The organism is Bradyrhizobium sp. MI1.7 (assembly GCF_055811795.1).
The window spans coordinates 19,104-35,463 of record NZ_JBVVPO010000032.1; the positions used below are offsets into that span (position 1 = coordinate 19,104).

General features: G+C 63.9%; 16 protein-coding genes. 7 read left to right on the plus strand and 9 right to left on the minus strand.

Features of this window, described 5'->3' with window-relative positions; translation table 11 throughout:
- Positions 1 to 2 precede the first annotated feature (2 nt).
- Genes nikE through AC0L3X_RS26175 form a run of 5 tightly spaced genes read right to left on the minus strand, consistent with a single transcriptional unit; the run spans position 3 to position 5,515 of the window.
- Positions 3 to 1,712: a nickel ABC transporter ATP-binding protein NikE gene (gene nikE, locus AC0L3X_RS26155; protein ID WP_283018603.1), complete on the minus strand. Its 1,710-nt coding sequence runs from the start codon at positions 1,710 to 1,712 to the stop codon at positions 3 to 5.
- Complete coding sequence (locus AC0L3X_RS26160; RefSeq protein ID WP_084795211.1) at positions 1,709 to 2,623, minus strand: ABC transporter permease; 915 nt, start codon at positions 2,621 to 2,623, stop codon at positions 1,709 to 1,711. Before AC0L3X_RS26160 ends, nikE begins: the two co-directional genes overlap by 4 nt.
- Positions 2,620 to 3,537 (minus strand): ABC transporter permease, encoded by a 918-nt coding sequence (locus AC0L3X_RS26165; RefSeq protein ID WP_063984167.1) that lies wholly within the window; start codon positions 3,535 to 3,537, stop codon positions 2,620 to 2,622. The genes AC0L3X_RS26160 and AC0L3X_RS26165 overlap by 4 nt, the downstream gene beginning before the upstream one ends.
- Positions 3,538 to 3,540: 3 nt before the next feature.
- On the minus strand, positions 3,541 to 5,151 hold the full coding sequence (locus tag AC0L3X_RS26170; protein WP_063984168.1) for an ABC transporter substrate-binding protein: 1,611 nt from the start codon (positions 5,149 to 5,151) through the stop codon (positions 3,541 to 3,543).
- Positions 5,138 to 5,515: a hypothetical protein gene (locus AC0L3X_RS26175; protein ID WP_187388103.1), complete on the minus strand. Its 378-nt coding sequence runs from the start codon at positions 5,513 to 5,515 to the stop codon at positions 5,138 to 5,140. The genes AC0L3X_RS26170 and AC0L3X_RS26175 overlap by 14 nt, the downstream gene beginning before the upstream one ends.
- Here AC0L3X_RS26175 and AC0L3X_RS26180 point away from each other — a divergent pair.
- Positions 5,474 to 6,814, plus strand: a complete 1,341-nt coding sequence (locus tag AC0L3X_RS26180; protein WP_063984169.1) for an LLM class flavin-dependent oxidoreductase — start codon at positions 5,474 to 5,476, stop codon at positions 6,812 to 6,814. The genes AC0L3X_RS26175 and AC0L3X_RS26180 overlap by 42 nt on opposite strands.
- 13 nt (positions 6,815 to 6,827) lie before the next feature.
- Here AC0L3X_RS26180 and AC0L3X_RS26185 read toward each other — a convergent pair whose 3' ends face one another.
- Entirely contained in the window at positions 6,828 to 7,919 is a 1,092-nt protein-coding gene (locus AC0L3X_RS26185; protein WP_063984170.1) for an LLM class flavin-dependent oxidoreductase, read from the minus strand.
- A gap of 417 nt (positions 7,920 to 8,336) precedes the next feature.
- Here AC0L3X_RS26185 and AC0L3X_RS26190 point away from each other — a divergent pair, with 417 nt between their 5' ends.
- The 6 genes from AC0L3X_RS26190 to epsC are packed head-to-tail and all read left to right on the plus strand — an operon-like array spanning position 8,337 to position 13,581.
- Entirely contained in the window at positions 8,337 to 9,062 is a 726-nt protein-coding gene (locus tag AC0L3X_RS26190) for an ABC transporter permease subunit (protein WP_063986497.1), read from the plus strand.
- Positions 9,059 to 9,787: an ABC transporter ATP-binding protein gene (locus AC0L3X_RS26195; protein ID WP_354132309.1), complete on the plus strand. Its 729-nt coding sequence runs from the start codon at positions 9,059 to 9,061 to the stop codon at positions 9,785 to 9,787. The genes AC0L3X_RS26190 and AC0L3X_RS26195 overlap by 4 nt, the downstream gene beginning before the upstream one ends.
- A gap of 17 nt (positions 9,788 to 9,804) precedes the next feature.
- A complete protein-coding gene (locus AC0L3X_RS26200) occupies positions 9,805 to 10,809 on the plus strand; it encodes an NrtA/SsuA/CpmA family ABC transporter substrate-binding protein (RefSeq protein ID WP_063984172.1) in 1,005 nt (334 codons plus the stop codon).
- 15 nt (positions 10,810 to 10,824) lie between these two features.
- A complete protein-coding gene (locus AC0L3X_RS26205) occupies positions 10,825 to 12,057 on the plus strand; it encodes an acyl-CoA dehydrogenase family protein (protein WP_063984173.1) in 1,233 nt (410 codons plus the stop codon).
- Between the two features lie 44 nt (positions 12,058 to 12,101).
- Positions 12,102 to 12,674 (plus strand): flavin reductase family protein, encoded by a 573-nt coding sequence (locus tag AC0L3X_RS26210; protein WP_063984174.1) that lies wholly within the window; start codon positions 12,102 to 12,104, stop codon positions 12,672 to 12,674.
- Positions 12,664 to 13,581 (plus strand): serine O-acetyltransferase EpsC, encoded by a 918-nt coding sequence (gene epsC / locus AC0L3X_RS26215; RefSeq protein WP_166352076.1) that lies wholly within the window; start codon positions 12,664 to 12,666, stop codon positions 13,579 to 13,581. The genes AC0L3X_RS26210 and epsC overlap by 11 nt, the downstream gene beginning before the upstream one ends.
- Here epsC and AC0L3X_RS26220 read toward each other — a convergent pair.
- The 3 genes from AC0L3X_RS26220 to AC0L3X_RS26230 are packed head-to-tail and all read right to left on the minus strand — an operon-like array spanning position 13,578 to position 16,349.
- Positions 13,578 to 14,444 (minus strand): ABC transporter permease, encoded by an 867-nt coding sequence (locus AC0L3X_RS26220; RefSeq protein WP_063984176.1) that lies wholly within the window; start codon positions 14,442 to 14,444, stop codon positions 13,578 to 13,580. The genes epsC and AC0L3X_RS26220 overlap by 4 nt on opposite strands.
- On the minus strand, positions 14,437 to 15,294 hold the full coding sequence (locus AC0L3X_RS26225) for an ABC transporter ATP-binding protein (RefSeq protein ID WP_283018600.1): 858 nt from the start codon (positions 15,292 to 15,294) through the stop codon (positions 14,437 to 14,439). Before AC0L3X_RS26225 ends, AC0L3X_RS26220 begins: the two co-directional genes overlap by 8 nt.
- Complete coding sequence (locus AC0L3X_RS26230) at positions 15,291 to 16,349, minus strand: ABC transporter substrate-binding protein (RefSeq protein WP_283018599.1); 1,059 nt, start codon at positions 16,347 to 16,349, stop codon at positions 15,291 to 15,293. Before AC0L3X_RS26230 ends, AC0L3X_RS26225 begins: the two co-directional genes overlap by 4 nt.
- Positions 16,350 to 16,360 lie beyond the last annotated feature (11 nt).

Sequence of the window (16,360 nt, forward strand, 5' to 3'; positions counted from 1 at the left end):
GCTTAGGCCGCGCTCAAGCCACGCTGGATGTCCGGCACGGATGCCAGCAGGCTCCTTGTGTAGGCGTGCTGCGGTTGCCTGAGCACGGCCTCGGCGCCACCCTGCTCGACGATGCGGCCGTTCTGGAAGACCAGCACGCGGTCGCACAGATGCTCGATGACGCCGAGATCATGCGAGATGAACAGCAGCGCCGTTCCGAGCCGCGATTGGAGCTCGGCCAGGAGATCGAGCACCTGGGCCTGGATGCAGATGTCGAGCGCCGAGACCGGCTCGTCGCAGACGATGATGGCGGGTTCAGCCGCTAGCGCCCGCGCGATCGACACCCGCTGACGCTGGCCGCCGGACAATGATCGCGGCACCCGATCGAGATGATCGGCACTCAGGCCGACCAGTTCGAGCAGCGACACGATCCGGTCCAGGCGCGCCATGCGGCTATCGGCGCCCGGAAGATTTTCCGCAATGATGTTCCTGACGCGATAGCGCGGATCGAAGCTGCTAAGTGCGTCCTGCGGGATGTATTGCAGCTTGCGACGAAGCCGGCGGCGCCCGGCTTCCGCGACCGAGGACCAGGGCTCTCCGAGCAATGTTACCTCACCGTCATCCGGGTGAAGCAGCCCGAGCACGATCTTGGCACAGGTGGATTTTCCCGAGCCGGATTCGCCGACGATGCCGACGACCTCGGCGGCCCTGACATCGAAGCTGATGTCCTGCAGGACCACCGACTTCGCCCGTCCGGCGGCTTTCGGCGCAATGAAACTCTTCGAGATCTCCTTGACTTCGAGCACGACCTCGCCTGCCGCCTGTCGCTGCGGCAAGGGCTCCCGCACGATGGAGACCGCCGTCGCATCACCCGCACCGGGCTCGAACCTCGCCGACGCGAGCCTGGACCCGCGCGACCGCCCCGACGGAACCGCCGCGATCAACTGCCGCGTATAGGGATGGCGCGGATGGGTAAGGACATCGCGAGTCGGCCCGCTGTCGACCACCCTGCCGTCACGCATCACGATGACACGGTCGGCGATGCCGGCGACCACCGCGAGATCGTGACTGATGAGCAGGAGACCCGCCCCCTCCCGGATTCGCTCCGCCAAGACCTGGAGCACCTGCGCCTGGACGGTGACGTCGAGCGAGGTCGTCGGCTCGTCCGCGATAATGAGATCGGGGTCAGCCGCGATCGCCGACGCGATCAGCGCACGCTGGCGCAGGCCACCGGACAATTGATGCGCATATTGCAGGGCACGATCAGCGGGGTTGGGAATGCCGACCTTGCCGAGCGTCTGCAGCGTCCGATCCCGGATAGCGCCTGCATCGGTCAGAATGCGATGGCTCGAAATGACCTCGGCAACCTCCTGGCCGATCGTGCGCAAGGGATCGAGCGAGACCAGAGCATCCTGCATGACGAGCCCGGTCACGGTCCCGCGCAGCTTGCGCCAGTCGGCTTCGCCGAAGCTGCGAGCGTCGCGTCCCTTGATCTCGAACCGGTGCGCGGCGGTCTTCGCACCGTCGCCGGCGAGATTGAGCAGGCTTCGCGCGGTGATGCTCTTGCCCGAGCCGGATTCACCGACCAGGGCAACGCATTCGCCGGGCCCGATCGTCAGATCGAAATCAACAACGATCGGCTTGCCACCATTGGCGCCGGCAAAGCCGATGCTCAGTCCCTGCACCTCGACGATCGGCGCTGCCAGATCTATCTGCGAACCTACGCTGCTCATGCGAGCCGCCCTTCAAATCTCTGTTGTAGGTGATTGCCGATCACGCTGAAGGCGATCACCGTCGCGGTGATGGCGAGGCCCGGGAAGACTCCAGGCCACCAGGCGACGCGCAGCACATCCCGGCTCTCCGCCAGCATCACGCCCCATTCCGGCGTCGGCGGCTGCGGTCCGAGCCCGAGGAAGCTCAGGCCGGATACGATCAGGATCGTCGAGCCGATATAGACGGTGGCGATGATCGGGATGGCAACAAGGACGTTGGGCAGGACGTGCCGGATGAACACTTGGCAGCGGCTCAACCCGTAGATCGCGGCCTGCGTCACGTAATCGGCATCGCGTATCAGCTGGGTCTGCGCCCGCACCACGCGACCAAATTTCGGGATGCCGGCGATGCCGACCGCGATGGCGATGTTGAGCATGCCTTGGCCGAGGAAGGTCACGATCAGCATGGCGAGCAGCACGCCGGGAAATGACGACAGCATATCGAACAGGCGCGACACGGCCTCATCCAGAATGCGATTGCGCTGGCCCGCGATGATGCCGAGGACAATGCCCGATCCGAGTCCGACCGCAACACCGCCGAACCCGATCAGGAGCGAGTAGCGCGTGCCGAAGACGGTCCGCGCGAAGACGTCGCGGCCGAGCCGATCGGTCCCGAACAGATGCGCCCAGCCCGGCGGCTTCAGGCCCTCGCTGAAATCGCCGACGAGCGGATCGAAGTGCGTGAACAGCGAAGGCGCGATCGACGCCGCGATCAGGAACGCGACGAAGACGAAGGACAGGACGAGCCCGAACGGCAGACGGCGCCGAACAGCGATTGCAGCCAGAGAATGTGACGCCTCAAAGCCAACGAGGTCTTGCGGGGCCTCGAGCGGTACGGCCGTGTCGAAGGAGCGATGCGACGGCGCGGTCATTGGGCCCTCAATCTCGGGTCGATCAGCACATAGAGGATGTCGAGCAGCGTGGACGCGGCGACGTGGATGAAGGCTGCGAGCAGCACGACGGTGAGCACGACCGGCACGTCGTGGGTCAGCACCGCGCCCAACGTTACCGTGCCGAGGCCTGGCCGGCCGAACACCTTCTCGGTGATGACCGCACCGCCGAGCAGGCCGCCGATCAGCCAACCGCCTAGCGTCACCGCCGGCAAAAGAGCGTGCCGCAACACGTGACGCCAGCGAATGACGAGTTCGCCGACGCCGCGCGACCGCACGGTCGTCACGAAGGGCTGGTCGAGCGTCTTCTCCATGGCTTCACGCAGAACCTGCGTCAGCAGGCCGGCGGTCGGCAATGCCAGGGTGATCGCCGGCAGCACGAGGGAATTCCACCCCTCCGCGCCCGATACTGGAAACCAGCGCAGATTGAACGAGAATGCCATCAGCAGGAGGATGCCGAGCCAGAAGACGGGCGTCGAGGCGAACACCAGTTCGACGAACGAGGCCAGCTCGCGCGAGAACCGCCCTCGCCCCGCAGTCAGCAGCGCGATAAAGCCGGCAATCACGATCGCAAGCACGCCGGCCGTGAGCGCGAGCTCGACGGTCGGCAGAAGCTGCGATCCGACGACCTCGATCACCGGCTGGCGTAGCACATAGGACGTGCCGAAATCGCCGCGGAGGATGCGCGACAAGAACTCGACGTACTGCTCGGGCAACGAGCGATCTAGGCCCCATTCGGCTGCGATCGCCTCACGGAGGCCGGGATATTCGACGTCACCGGCGAGGATGTCCTGAATGCGGCCGGGCAGCGCATGCAACGCGAGAAACGTTGCTGTCACGCTCGCCCAGGCCACCACCAGGCTGGTGAACAGCCTGGAGACGATGCGGGACCACATGGCCTACTTCTTCGCGATCCAGAAATCGTAGGCGCTGGACGGCGAGTCGAGGCCGGCCTCGAAGCCCAGACCGTTGACGTTGCTCTTCGCCGCCAGGAACCAGCTCGGCGCGAACAACGGCACGATGAAGGCCTGGTCCACACCCCGCTTCTGAATCGCGTCGGTGAGCTGCCGCTTGCGGACGGGATCGGTCGTCCGCAACGACTCGTCGATCTGGCTCGTGATCTCCTGGTCTGGATTGGGAATGTTGGAATAGAGGAAGCCCTTCGACCCCAGCATGTCCCAGAGCTCGCGGGCAGGATCGGACGGATTGTCCGTATTGGGATAGATCACCCAGGTGCCGTTGGCGTTGTTCTTGGCGTATTCGCCCGCCGTGATCAGGCGCAGGTTGAGATCGAGGCCGACATTCTTGCGCAACGCCGCCTGGACGCCCTGGATAAGGATGTCGCGATTGTCGCGCACATAGGGCTGCGGATAGCCGACCTCGACCGAGAGGCGCTTGCCGTCCTTGGTGCGGAAGCCTTCGGAATCGCGGCCGGTCCAGCCGGCTTCGTCGAGCAGCTTGTTGGCGCCAGCAATGTCGTTGCCCCAGGAACCGACCAGTGCCTTGTTATAGGCGGGATTGGCCGGGCCGATGATCGACCAGGCGCGCGGCACGGTGCCGAGATAGACCTGCTTCACGATCGGCTCCAGATCGAAACCGTCGCGCAGCGCGCGGCGCACGCGAACATCGTCCGCCGGCGGGCGCGTGTAGTTGATGTTGAAGGTGAAGGACGTGCTGGCGCCGGACGGGCCGGTCAGCAGCTTGAAGCCCGGCTGCTCCGCGAACAGCGGCGCATCGGTCGGCTGCACGCCCTCGATCAGATCCACCTGCCCCGAGGCCAATGCGCCCGTGCGAACGGCATATTCGGGGAGGAAGCGGAAAGTGACGCGGTCCAGATGAGCAGGTCCGTTATGCGCGGCATTGCCAGGCGCCCAATTATAGGCCGCGTTGCGCGCGAACACCGCGGACTGGCCGCGCGTGTAGCTCTCGAACACGAACGGTCCCGTGCCGGCCAACCCGCGTCCACCTCCGCAGAGATCACCCTTCACCAGCGATTTCGGCGAAATCAGGCCGAGCTTCACATTCGACGTCGACTCCAGGAAACTCGAATCCGGCGTCGACAACACCAGTTTGACCACATAGGGCGAGACCACTTCGGCACGATCGTAGGCCTGGAGCAGCGAGACCGCGGTGACCGCGTTCTCGGGCTTCTTGACGAAATCGTAGTTGGCTTTGACCGCTGCAGCGTCGAACTTCTCCCCGTCGTGGAAGACGACGTCTTCCCTCAGCTTGTATGTGTATTCCTTGCCGTCGGTCGAAATCGACCACTCGGTCGCAAGCCAGGGTGCGAACGTGCCATCCGCCTTCTTCGCGATCAGCGAGTCGATGTAATTGCGGGCCACGAAGAACGCGGCCTGCTGTGACGAATAATGCGGATCGAAGCATGATGGCTCGGTCGTCACGCCCCACCGCAACGCGCCTCCGGAAACCGGCTTGTCTTCGGCATACGCTACATTCGACGCAAGCAAGGCAATCGCCACGCCGCTCACCAGCAAATTATTCTTCTTCATCCGCGTCACTCGCAATCGTTTCTGCTGCTGCCCCTGCAATCGGCGCATCGAACATCATCAATTGAAGGATGACGTTCGTTTGCGCTTCATCCGATCTGCACGAGGCGTTATCTCTTGTTGCATCGCGATGTAATTCGTCGTCGCGCGCAAACGCAACATGCAAACGGTCGCGACCACGGCTGCACATGAAGTTTGAAAAATTATTCGAGCCCTCACGCCGACGGTGGATGAAATCGACGACATCGAACGCCAATCCGACAATTCGATGCTGCACGATCGTTGCGCATCGTGACCCGACAACCAGCTGACCTTTGTAATCCCCATGTCGCCACGCCAATTGCACCTGAACGTCAACCTGCTTCACTCCGGCGTATATCCGTCAGCCTGGCGACTGCCCGACAGCGATCCACGCGCCTTCTTCGATCTCGGTCATTATGTGCGCGTGGCTCAGATTGCCGAGCGCGGCAAGTTTGACGCTATCTTTCTGGCGGACTCGCCAGCCGTGAACGACCGCATCGACTACCGGTCGTTCACGTCGATGGAGCCGACCATCGTGCTGGCAACAGTTGCCGCAACGACCAGGCACATCGGTCTGATTGGGACCGTGTCGACGACCTACAACGAGCCCTACAACATCGCACGCCGTTTCGTGACGCTCGACCACGCCAGCGGCGGCCGCTCGGGATGGAACGCGGTCACCACGGCAGATGCCGCATCAAGCCGCAACTTCGGCCTCACGGGTGCACTGGAACACAAGGCACGCTACGAACGCGCCAAGGAGTTCACGGAAGTCGTCCACGCATTGTTCGACAGCTGGGAGGACGACGCCTTTGTGGGCGACAAGGCGAGCGCGCGATTTGTTGATACGTCGAAAGTGCACCCGATCGCGCACCGCGGCCCGCATTACTCGGTGGCAGGACCGCTGAACGTCCCACGCTCACCACAGGGGCGACCGGTCACGGTGCAGGCGGGTGGCTCGAATGACGGGCGCGATTTCGCGGCAGCTTATGCAGAAGCCGTATTCACGCTGGCGCAGAGCATCGAGGAAGGCGTCGCGTATGCGCGCGATCTGCGCGCACGCGCCGCGTCCTATCGTCGTTCCGGCGATTCCATCGTCATTCTGCCCGGGCTCGCCACCGTCATCGGCAGCACCGAGGCCGAAGCCAAGCGGCGACAGGACGAGCTCTGGGAACTGGTACCGATCGAATACAGCCTGGCGCGGTTGGCCGGCACGCTTCAGATCGACCCTACCCTCCTCGAGCTCGACAAGCCCCTGCCGGATCCCCTGCCGCTTCCGGTCAATGCCAACCACACCATGTTCCAAGGCACAGTGAATATCGCACGGCGTGGCAATCTCACAGTCCGACAGCTGATCCGCGCGCTCGGAGGCGGCGTCGGACATCGCATCATCGTCGGCACGCCGGAGCAGATCGCCGACGACATCGAGGCTTGGTTCAAGGCGGGTGCCGCCGACGGTTTCAACCTCATGCCAGACGTACTGCCGTCCGGTCTGGAGACCTTCGTCGATACCGTCGTGCCCATCCTACAGAGTCGCGGGCTGTTCCGCACCGAGTACGCCGGCTCGACGCTGCGCGATCATTTTGGCCTGCAGCGACCAGTGAGCCGATATGCGAAGCGGTCGCCGGAGGTCGCATCAGCCTAGCTGTCCCGACTATCTATCCCAGAGATCGAGCCCACCCGTCGGCGGCCTTGGCCGATCGCCTGGCCCGCACGCGCGGAATTACCTCGAGTGCAAATCGCCGCATCTCGGCCTCGAACGGCTGGAATTGCAGCATGAAGAGCTCGATGCCGGCCGCATGGAACGCCTCGATGCGCTCCGCCACCTCGTCATAGCTCCCGACCAGCCCCGCGGCAGTACCGCCATTGCTGCCAACGCGCGGCGTCTTCTGCATGGTCTGCATCATCACGACCTCAGGGTCGGTGTTCTGCTTCTGGATCGCCTTCATCGGCGCATCCTTTGCCGCGAGGCTCAGCAACCGCTCGTAAGCGGCCTGCGCCAGCTCCCGGGTTTCGCGTGCGACGACGAAGGCCGACAAGCCGAAACGGAGCGGCGGCGCGGCATCGCGCGGGCGCACTGCGACATCGGCAATCAACCCAGCCACATCCTCCAGCGGCTGGCCATTGATGAACCAGACGTCGCCGTGGCCTGCAACGAGGCCGCGCGCCGGCTCGGACTCACCGCCGACATAGATGGCCGGACGCTTGCGATACAGGCTGGTCGGGCGCAGGGCATAGTCCGTGACGTTGAAATGCTCGCCCGCATAATTGAGACGTTCGCCTTCCATGAGACGCGAGACGACAGATATCCACTCGCGGCCGTAGGCATAGCGAGCGTCATGGTCCGGGAAGCCGATCCCGGCCTTCTCCAGTTCGGGACGGTTCCAGGCATTGACCAGATTGATCGCAAACCGGCCACCGCTGATATTCTCGATCCCGAGTGCGAGCTTCGCCAGCACGACGGGGTGATAGAGATAGGGCTTGATCGCAGCAATGATCTCGATGCGCTTGGTCAGCGCCGCGATCGCTGCCGCGGCACTCCAGGCCTCGAGCTGATCGAGGTCTTCCTGATGCGGGTTGATGGTGTGCTGCGCGATCAGCGTTGAATCATAACCGAGCTCTTCGGCTGCAAGGATGAGATCGCGATTGCGCTCCCAGGACGCATCATAAGGCTCTTCGGGATCCTGATGCGCCGCGCGCGGCCCATGCACCAGCGCCCAAATGCCGAAGCGAAGAGGTGCAGTCGCCATCGTGCTCTCCTGTAACTTTCTTTGGCCATGCTATCGATCGGTACCTGTTCTCGCCAACGGCTGATGCGAGATCAAGCACATCCGCCTCAAAAGATTTTCTTTGTCGTGCAGCGGCGCCGCAACGACAGCAGATCACTCCGTATCGAATGACAATTGAAATAGCGCTCTATTTCTGTCGGGCCGATTTCGTGGGACATTTTCCGCGGACGGCAAGTCATTGGCGTCGCACCTCCCGGATCGGATGCAGGAGGTGGAACGAGGTCTCGCGTCTTGAGCAATATCGAACTGAGCCAAATCGACAGTACGGCGATCGGCGCGGCTAACGCGCCGTCAACGCAGGGCAACGTTCAATCGCCGGCGCGAGCAAGCAAGCTTGGTGCTCGCGGCCTTCAGCTCCTGTCCTGGATCGCGCCCGCGATGCTCGTGATTGTCTGGGAGGCGCTTGCACAGGCGGGATGGCTTTCGCCACAGGTTCTGCCCGCGCCGAGCAAGGTCATCCGGACAGCGTTCAAGCTTGCGACCACCGGGAGCCTATTGAACGACCTCGGCGTCAGCCTCCTGCGTGCCGCAGCCGGCTTTGCGATCGGTGCCGCTGTTGGCGCCACGCTGGGCGTTCTTGTCGGCTTCTCGCGGGTAGCGGAAGCCGCGATCGACCGCAGCGTGCAGATGATCAGGGCCATCCCCTTCCTCGCCGCGCTCCCCCTCGTCATCGTCTGGCTGGGCGTCGGCGAAGCGGAAAAGATCTTCCTTGTCGCACTTGGCGTCACGTTCCCGATCTACATCAACACCGTGCTCGGCATCCGCCAGGTCGATCCGAAGCTGCTCGAGTTGGGACGGGTCCAGGGCCTAAGCTCGCTCCAACTGATCCGCAGAATCATCCTTCCAGGCGCGCTGCCGTCGATCCTGACCGGTGTTCGTTACGCTCTTGCCACGGCGTGGCTCGCGCTGGTGGTGGCTGAAACCATCGGCGCGCAGTCGGGAATCGGCTTTCTCGCGATGGATGCCCGCGAATTCCTGCGCACCGATGTGATCGTCCTGACGATCGTGATCTATGCGCTGGTCGGCGTCGCGGCCGACGCCATTGCGCGCTTTCTCGAACAGCGCCTCCTCGCCTGGCATCCGAATTACGGAGCAGCGAGATGAACGTGCACGTCGCTCCGCAGCCCTCCGCGCCGTTCGAATCCAAACCGGCCGTCGTTGTCCGCAACCTCGTTCGCAGCTACGGCAGCCGCGTCGTGATCGAGAAGCTGAACCTGCGCATCGATCGTGGCGAATTCGTCGCCCTGCTCGGCGAGAGCGGGTGCGGCAAGACAACATTGTTACGGGCGCTGGCCGGGCTCGACCCCATCCAGGGGGGCCGTATCGTGGCGCCCCGCCGGCCGGCCGTGGTGTTTCAGGAGCATCGGCTGCTGCCGTGGGACAATCTCTGGCGCAATGTGGCACTCGGCTTGCGGGCTCCTGATCCTCGCGAACGCGCCGCCGAAGCGCTTAGCGAGGTCGGCCTCGGTGACAGGCTCGACGACTGGCCCCGCAATCTGTCCGGTGGGCAAGCCCAGCGCGTTGCCCTCGCCCGCGCGCTGGTGCAGCAGCCCGAGCTTCTGTTGCTCGACGAGCCGTTTGCAGCCCTCGATGCGCTGACTCGTATCCGGATGCACGAGTTGGTCCGCGAACTGGTTGCCAATCATCAGCCCGGCGTCCTGCTCGTCACCCACGATGTCGACGAAGCCATCGCGCTGGCCGATCGGATCCTCGTGATGCGCAACGGCGCGATCGCCTTCGACCATCGCGCCGTGCGTGACGGCTCGACACCCATCTCGCGCGCCGAGCTCCTCGGCGAGCTTGGCGTGGTCCCCCATTCTCCCAGCTAATCATCCGGAAGGCCAACATGTCCGACACTTCATCTGCCAAACCATCCCGGCGCAGCTTCCTCGGCTCCGCAGCTTTTGGCATTGGCGCGCTCGCCGGCATGAATATCAGCGAATTCGCCCAGGCCGCGCCTGGCCGTACCACCGACACGGTCCGCCTGACCTGGGGCCTGAGCGGCCTCAATCTGATCGCCAAGGAGCGCGGCGAGTTCGAGAAGGTGCTGGCCAAGGATGGCATCAAGGTCGAGTGGCTCGGCCCCTTCCCGAATCATGCGCCGACCTTGCAGGCGGTGACGGGCGGCAGCGCAGATTTCAGCTTTGGCGGCAGCACCACGCCTGCGCTCGCCGCTATCATCGCCGGCTCGCCGCTGGTGTTCACCCAGTTCGTGGTCTACGAGCCCCGCACCACAGCGATCATCGCCAAGGACGGCTCGGGCATCGACAGGATCGAAGATCTCGTCGGCAAGTCGGTCGCGGTCAACCGCTCAGGCCTCGGCGAGTTCCTGCTGGTCGCGGCGCTCGAGAAACACAAGGTCGACCGCTCCGCGGTGAAGTTCGTCTATCTCAATCCTCCTGATGCGGCGCCGGCGCTCGCCTCCGGCAAGGTCGACGCCTGGTCGATGTGGAGCCCTGGCGTCGACATCGCCCGGCTCGAATACAAGGCGCACGACATCTTTCTGGAAGGCCGCGATCTCGAATTCCAGATCGACTACACGTCCTATCTGACCACCCGCAAATTCGCGACCGACAATCCCGCCCTCGTCCGCGCGGTGAACGACGCCTTCCGCGCCGAAGGCAAGTGGATTTCGGAGAACAGCAGGGATGCCGAGTACATCGCCCAGAAGGCGGGGAAATACAGCGATCAGGTCCGCGACCAGTTCATCGCGATGAACCGCAAATACCGGTACTTCGCGGTCAACGACGAGCGCTTCATCAGCGAGCTGCAAAAGGCCGCCGACTGGCTCGCGGCCCGCAAGGTTCTACCCGAGCCGGTCAAGGTGACCGACCATCTCGCCCAGCTCTAATAACAGGCCAACACTATGAACAAGACCGTGTCCGCCCCCTCCCTCGGCACACCCGAACCGCTCAAGACCGGTTCGCCGGAGCTGGAGGCGCTCCTTAACCAGATCGCCGAGGGCGCCAGTGACCGCGAGCGCGACCGCATTCTGCCGTTCGAGGTCATCGATCTCATTCGCCGGGCCCGCCTTGGTGCGTTGCGGCTGCCGTTGGACGCCGGTGGCGCCGGCAGCACGATCCGCGATCTCTTCGCCTTCGTCATCCGCCTCGGCGAGGCCGACGCCAATGTCGCGCATATCCTGCGCAACCATTTCAGCGTGGTCGAGCGCCTGGTGCGTTCCCCCAAGGACGAGCAGAGCCGGCAATGGCAGAAGGCGGTCGCCGAGGGCGCCATCATCGGACTTGCGACGACCGAGCTTGAAAGCCCGCGCGTCGGCAATGTCACGCCCGGGACGACGTTCACGCCCGACGGGAACGGCGATTATCTGCTGAACGGCACCAAATACTACAGCACAGGCACGTTGTACTCGGATTATGTGCTGGTGCGCGCGGCCGATCCGTCCGGTGCGACGGGCGCCACGATCGTGCCGATCGAGCGCGAGGGCATCGAGCTGGTCGATGACTGGGACGGGCTCGGACAACGGCTTACGGCGACCGGCACCACGCACTTCCGCAGCGTCAAGGTCAGGCGCCAGGAAGTGGTGTTCGACACGCCGGACGGCGGTTATGGTGTGCCCTATTCCAACACGTTTGCGCAGCTGTTTCTGACGGCGATCGTCGCGGGTATTGCGCGTGCGACGCTGCGCGATGCGACAGCCCTGGTCCGCTCGCGCAAGCGTACGTTTTACTACGCGCCCACCGAGATCCCGACCGACGATCCGCTCCTGCAACAGACGGTCGGCCAGATCGCCAGCGGCGCTTTTGCGGCCGAGACGGTGGTGCTGGCGGCCGCCGAGGCGCTCGACATTGCAACCGATGCGTTCGACGTCGGCGCGGCGAACGCTACAGAGGCGGCGCACACCGCCGCGCTGCTCTCGGCAAAGGCCAAGATCATCGCCGATGATTTCGCCATCCGAGGTGGCAGCCTGCTGTTCGATGTCGGCGGCGCATCGGCGACCAAGAAGGTCACCAACTTCGACCGTCACTGGCGCAATGCGCGCACGCTCTCTTCGCACAATCCGACCACCTACAAGGCGCGCTCAATCGGAGAATTCGAGATCAACGGCACGCCATTGCCCCCGAAGGGCTTTTTCTGAGAGAGAGCAGGCCGATCCACAGCGTCCGATGCGAGGAGCGACAGATGGGAAAGTCCGACATTCATCTGGTCAGCGGCGATGACGAGGTCGAGCATCAGTTTCGAGCCGTGATGCGGCGCCTGGCCGGCGGCGTCACCATCATCACGGCCGGCCGCGACGAGGACATCACCGGCATGACGGTGACGTCCCTGACATCGCTCAGCGCCAGTCCGCCCCGGCTACTAGTCAGCGTCAACCGGCAGGCCTCGTCCTTTGCTCGAATCGCGCGTTACAGCGTATTCGGCGTCAACATTCTGGGATCGGATCAGCAGGCCCTCGCCGGGCGCTTCAGCGACGGCAGCTTGAAGGGCCACGAGCGCTTCGACGGGATCCGATGGTCCGCGGGGACGGCCGGCGTGCCGCTGCTTGGCGACACCCTCGCAACCATCGAATGCAAGGTCGAGGAAATCATCGAACGGCACTCGCATGGCATCATCATCGGCAGCCTGTTGAGCTTCGAGCTGTCCCACGAGCTGTCGGGCCTGGTGTACTGGAACGGCCAGTACATCAGGATCACCCATGACTTCGACCTCGACCTCCTCGCCGAGATCAGCATTCCGTTGGCCCATGTCAGATAACCCGCCGGAATCGCCCAGCGGCGGGCGCTGGCAGCTTGACAGGATTGTCGCCGAGCTTCGCCTCTCGCGCGAAGAAACACACAGCATAAGGCGCGACGGAGAGGCGCGACGCGCTCCCTCGCGCGAGGCGCTTCAAGCCATTCTGGATGGCCTCACCGAGGCGCTGTTTCCGAGGCATTACGGTCAGTTCGACCTCGACGGCGAGAATATCGACTATTTCGTCGGCAATCGCCTGAGCATCGCCCTCGACGGCCTTTGCGACCAGATCCACCGCGGCGCACGATTCGTCGGTGACGAGCTGATCCCGGGCTACCGGCGCGAGGACGCGGTCGAGCTGACGCGGCAGTTCGGCGAGCGCCTGCCGGTGGTGCGTGGACTCCTGATCTCCGATCTGAGAGCCGCCTTCGTCGGCGATCCCGCAGCCAGGAACTTTCCGGAGATCCTGATCGGATATCCGGGCATGACGGCGATCATCCATCACCGGCTGGCACATATCCTTGATGGGCTCAATGCGCGCTTGATCGCCCGACTTGTCGCGGAGATCGCTCATACGAGAACCGGGATCGACATTCACCCCGGCGCCAGCATCGGATCCGGCTTCTTCATTGATCACGGGACCGGTGTGGTCATCGGGGAAACCGCAATCATCGGCGACAATGTCCGGATCTATCAGGCCGTGACGCTCGGCGCGCGCCACTTTCCAACCGACGACGATGGCCATCTGATCAAGGGCGATGCACGGCATCCGATCGTCGAGGACGACGTCGTGATTTATGCCGGCGCAACCATCCTCGGGCGGATCACGATCGGCCGAGGCGCGACGATCGGCGGCAACGTCTGGGTCACCCAGGACGTGCCGCCGAACAGCATCGTGACGCAGGCCACCGCCCGCAACAAGCAGGGTTAGGCGGCCGGCGCCTTCCAGCGCATCAGGCGGCGTTCCAGCGTCTCGAGGATCGCGTTGAAGACGAGGCCGATCACGGTAATGCCCAGGATGCCAAAATACATCTGGGGGATCAGGAAGCTGTATTGGCTGTTGATGATGAGATAGCCGAGCCCCGATTTCGCGCCGACCATTTCTGACGCCACCAGGACCAGCATCGCGGATGCGCTCGCCAGACGGATGCCGACGAAGATCGTCGGCAATGATGCCGGCAGGATCACCTTCCGGAACAACTGGCTCGGTGTCGCGCCCATCGTCCGCGCTGACTTGACCAGCAGCGGATCGACCTGGCGCACGGCTGCGATCGTATTGAGAAGTAACGGCCAAGCGCAACTATAAACCACCATGGTGACCTTCGAGAGCTCTCCGATCCCGAGGAGCAGAATAAACACCGGCAGCAGAGCCAGCGGCGCCGTGTTACGGGCGATCTCGATGATCTGGTTCAGGAAGTCGCCCAGCCGGGCGTACCATCCCGTCAGCACACCCAACGGCACGAACAGGACAATGGCGATCAGGAAGCCGCTCAGGGCTCGCAGCAGGCTTGCACCGACGTCGTCATAGAGTTCACCGCTCTGCGCGAGTTGCCAGCCCGCGGCGATCACCTCGGAGAACGGCGGCAGGAACGTCACGTCGATCAACCCGAGGCGCGGCGTCGTCTCCCAGACAGCCAGGAACACCAGTAGCAGCAGGGATCGTTGCCCGATGGTGCCGAACCATCGCACCAGGCTGCCCGTCGCGGCGGCAACCGCGCCGGCGCGTGGTCTGACCCGATCCTTCGGACTCCCCTCGGCGAGTTCCAGCAGCGTCAGGATCTCCAGATTAGACATGGGCCAACTCCTTCTTTCCTGCGCGCTCGCCGTCCGGCGCGGGCACCTGCGAGCCCTGCGCCTTCAACACTTCGTCGCGCAGCAAGGACCACACCTCGTGCCTGACCTGCCCGAACTCGGGCAGCGAGCGGACGTCCTCGGTCTCGCTGTGCAGCTCGGCGGGAATATCGACAATCTGCTTGATCCGGCCGGGGCGCGAGGTCATCACGGCCACGCGCTGGCCGAGCACGACGGCCTCGTCGATGCCGTGCGTGATGAACAGGATGGTTTTCCCGGTCCTGCGCCAGATCCGCAGCAGCTCGCCTTGCAGCGTCTCACGCGTCTGTGCGTCGAGCGCGGCAAACGGCTCGTCCATCAGCAGCACCTCCGGATCGTAGGCAAGGCTTCGCGCGATCGCAACGCGTTGCTTCATACCGCCGGAGAGTTCGTGCGGATAGCGATCGGCAAAGCCGGACAGTCCGACCAGATCGAGATAATGCAGAGCCCGCTCGCGTCGCTCCCTGGCTTTGAGACCCGCAATATCGAGCCCGAACTCGACGTTCTGCGCGGCTGTACGCCAGGGGAACAGCGCGTACTGCTGGAACACAATGCCGCGGTCGCGCGCCGGCCCCTCGATGGTGTTGCCATCGAGCAGGATGCGTCCGCTGCTCGGCGCCGTCAGTCCGCCGAGCAGATCCAGCAAGGTCGACTTGCCGCAGCCGCTCGGCCCGACCAGTGCCAGGAATTCGCCGGCACGAACATCCAGCGTGATATCATCAAGCGCGGTGAAGCTCTGCGCAGGCCCACCATTCTTGCCGCGGACCACGAACTCCTTGCGGACATGCTCGAAGCGGATCTTGGCCATGGTCATTTGGCCTCCGCAGTCTTGCCGGGGCGGAAATAATTGAACTCGTTGGTATAGATGTCCGATGGCTTGAGCTGGTCCTGCTTCAACAGACCGTCCTTGACCAGCCAGTCGATCCACACCTGGAGTTCAGCATCGCCGATCACCCCGCCCCTGGTCGCGACACCCGTGCTCTTCCAGTATTTGATGGGTGTTGCGTCCTCGTTGCGCTTGCGATCGGCAATGATGCGTTCGAAGCGGGCCCGGACCTCCTCGGGCGGCGTCGTCTGCGCCCAGGCGATGGCACGGGACACGCCCTCGATCAGCTTGCGGGACGCGTTGGGATTGTCCTTGATGAACTTGTCTCGCAAGACATAGGAGCCGCCAGTGAAGTTTCCGAAGATGTCAGAGTCCGCGAACAGCCTGCGGATGCCGCCGCGCTCCAGCGCCTTGTCGCGCAGCACGCCGTTCAGCGTGCTGACCTCGACCTGCCCCTGCCGCAGCGCCTGCTCACCGGTGACCGGCGGGATCGCAACCAGCGTCACTTGCTTCGCCTCAGCCGGCGTCAGGCCATTGCGGGCCAGATATTCGCGCAGCACGAATTCGAGATGCGCCCCCAGCGTGTTCACCGCGACCTTCTTGCCGATCAGGTCGCGCGCGGTCTTGATCGGACTGTCCTCCTTCACGTAGTAGCCGTTGTAGGTGTTGTCGTCCGAGCCGTAATAGCCGACAACAGCCTTGATCGGCGCCCTGGCTGCGATCAGCTTGATGATCGCGCCATAGAACGCGCCGCCGATATCGATGTCGCCGGTGACGACGGTCTGGATGTCCTGCGGACCGCTGATGGTGTTGCCGACCCATTTGAGCTTGAGCGGCGCGAGATAGCCGAGATCGTCGGCCAGTTCGATGAACGTCACCTGCCCAGCCCAGCCCTGGTAACGAATCTCGGTCTTTTCGAGCTGCGGCTCGGCCATGGCACTGCTGGCGAGAGCCGTCAGGCCGAGGCCGGCCAGACCGAGTTGCCGCCCTCTTGCCCGCAGACCGGCAACCAGACGACGCAACGCAGAGATAGCGATCTTCATTGTGTTCACTC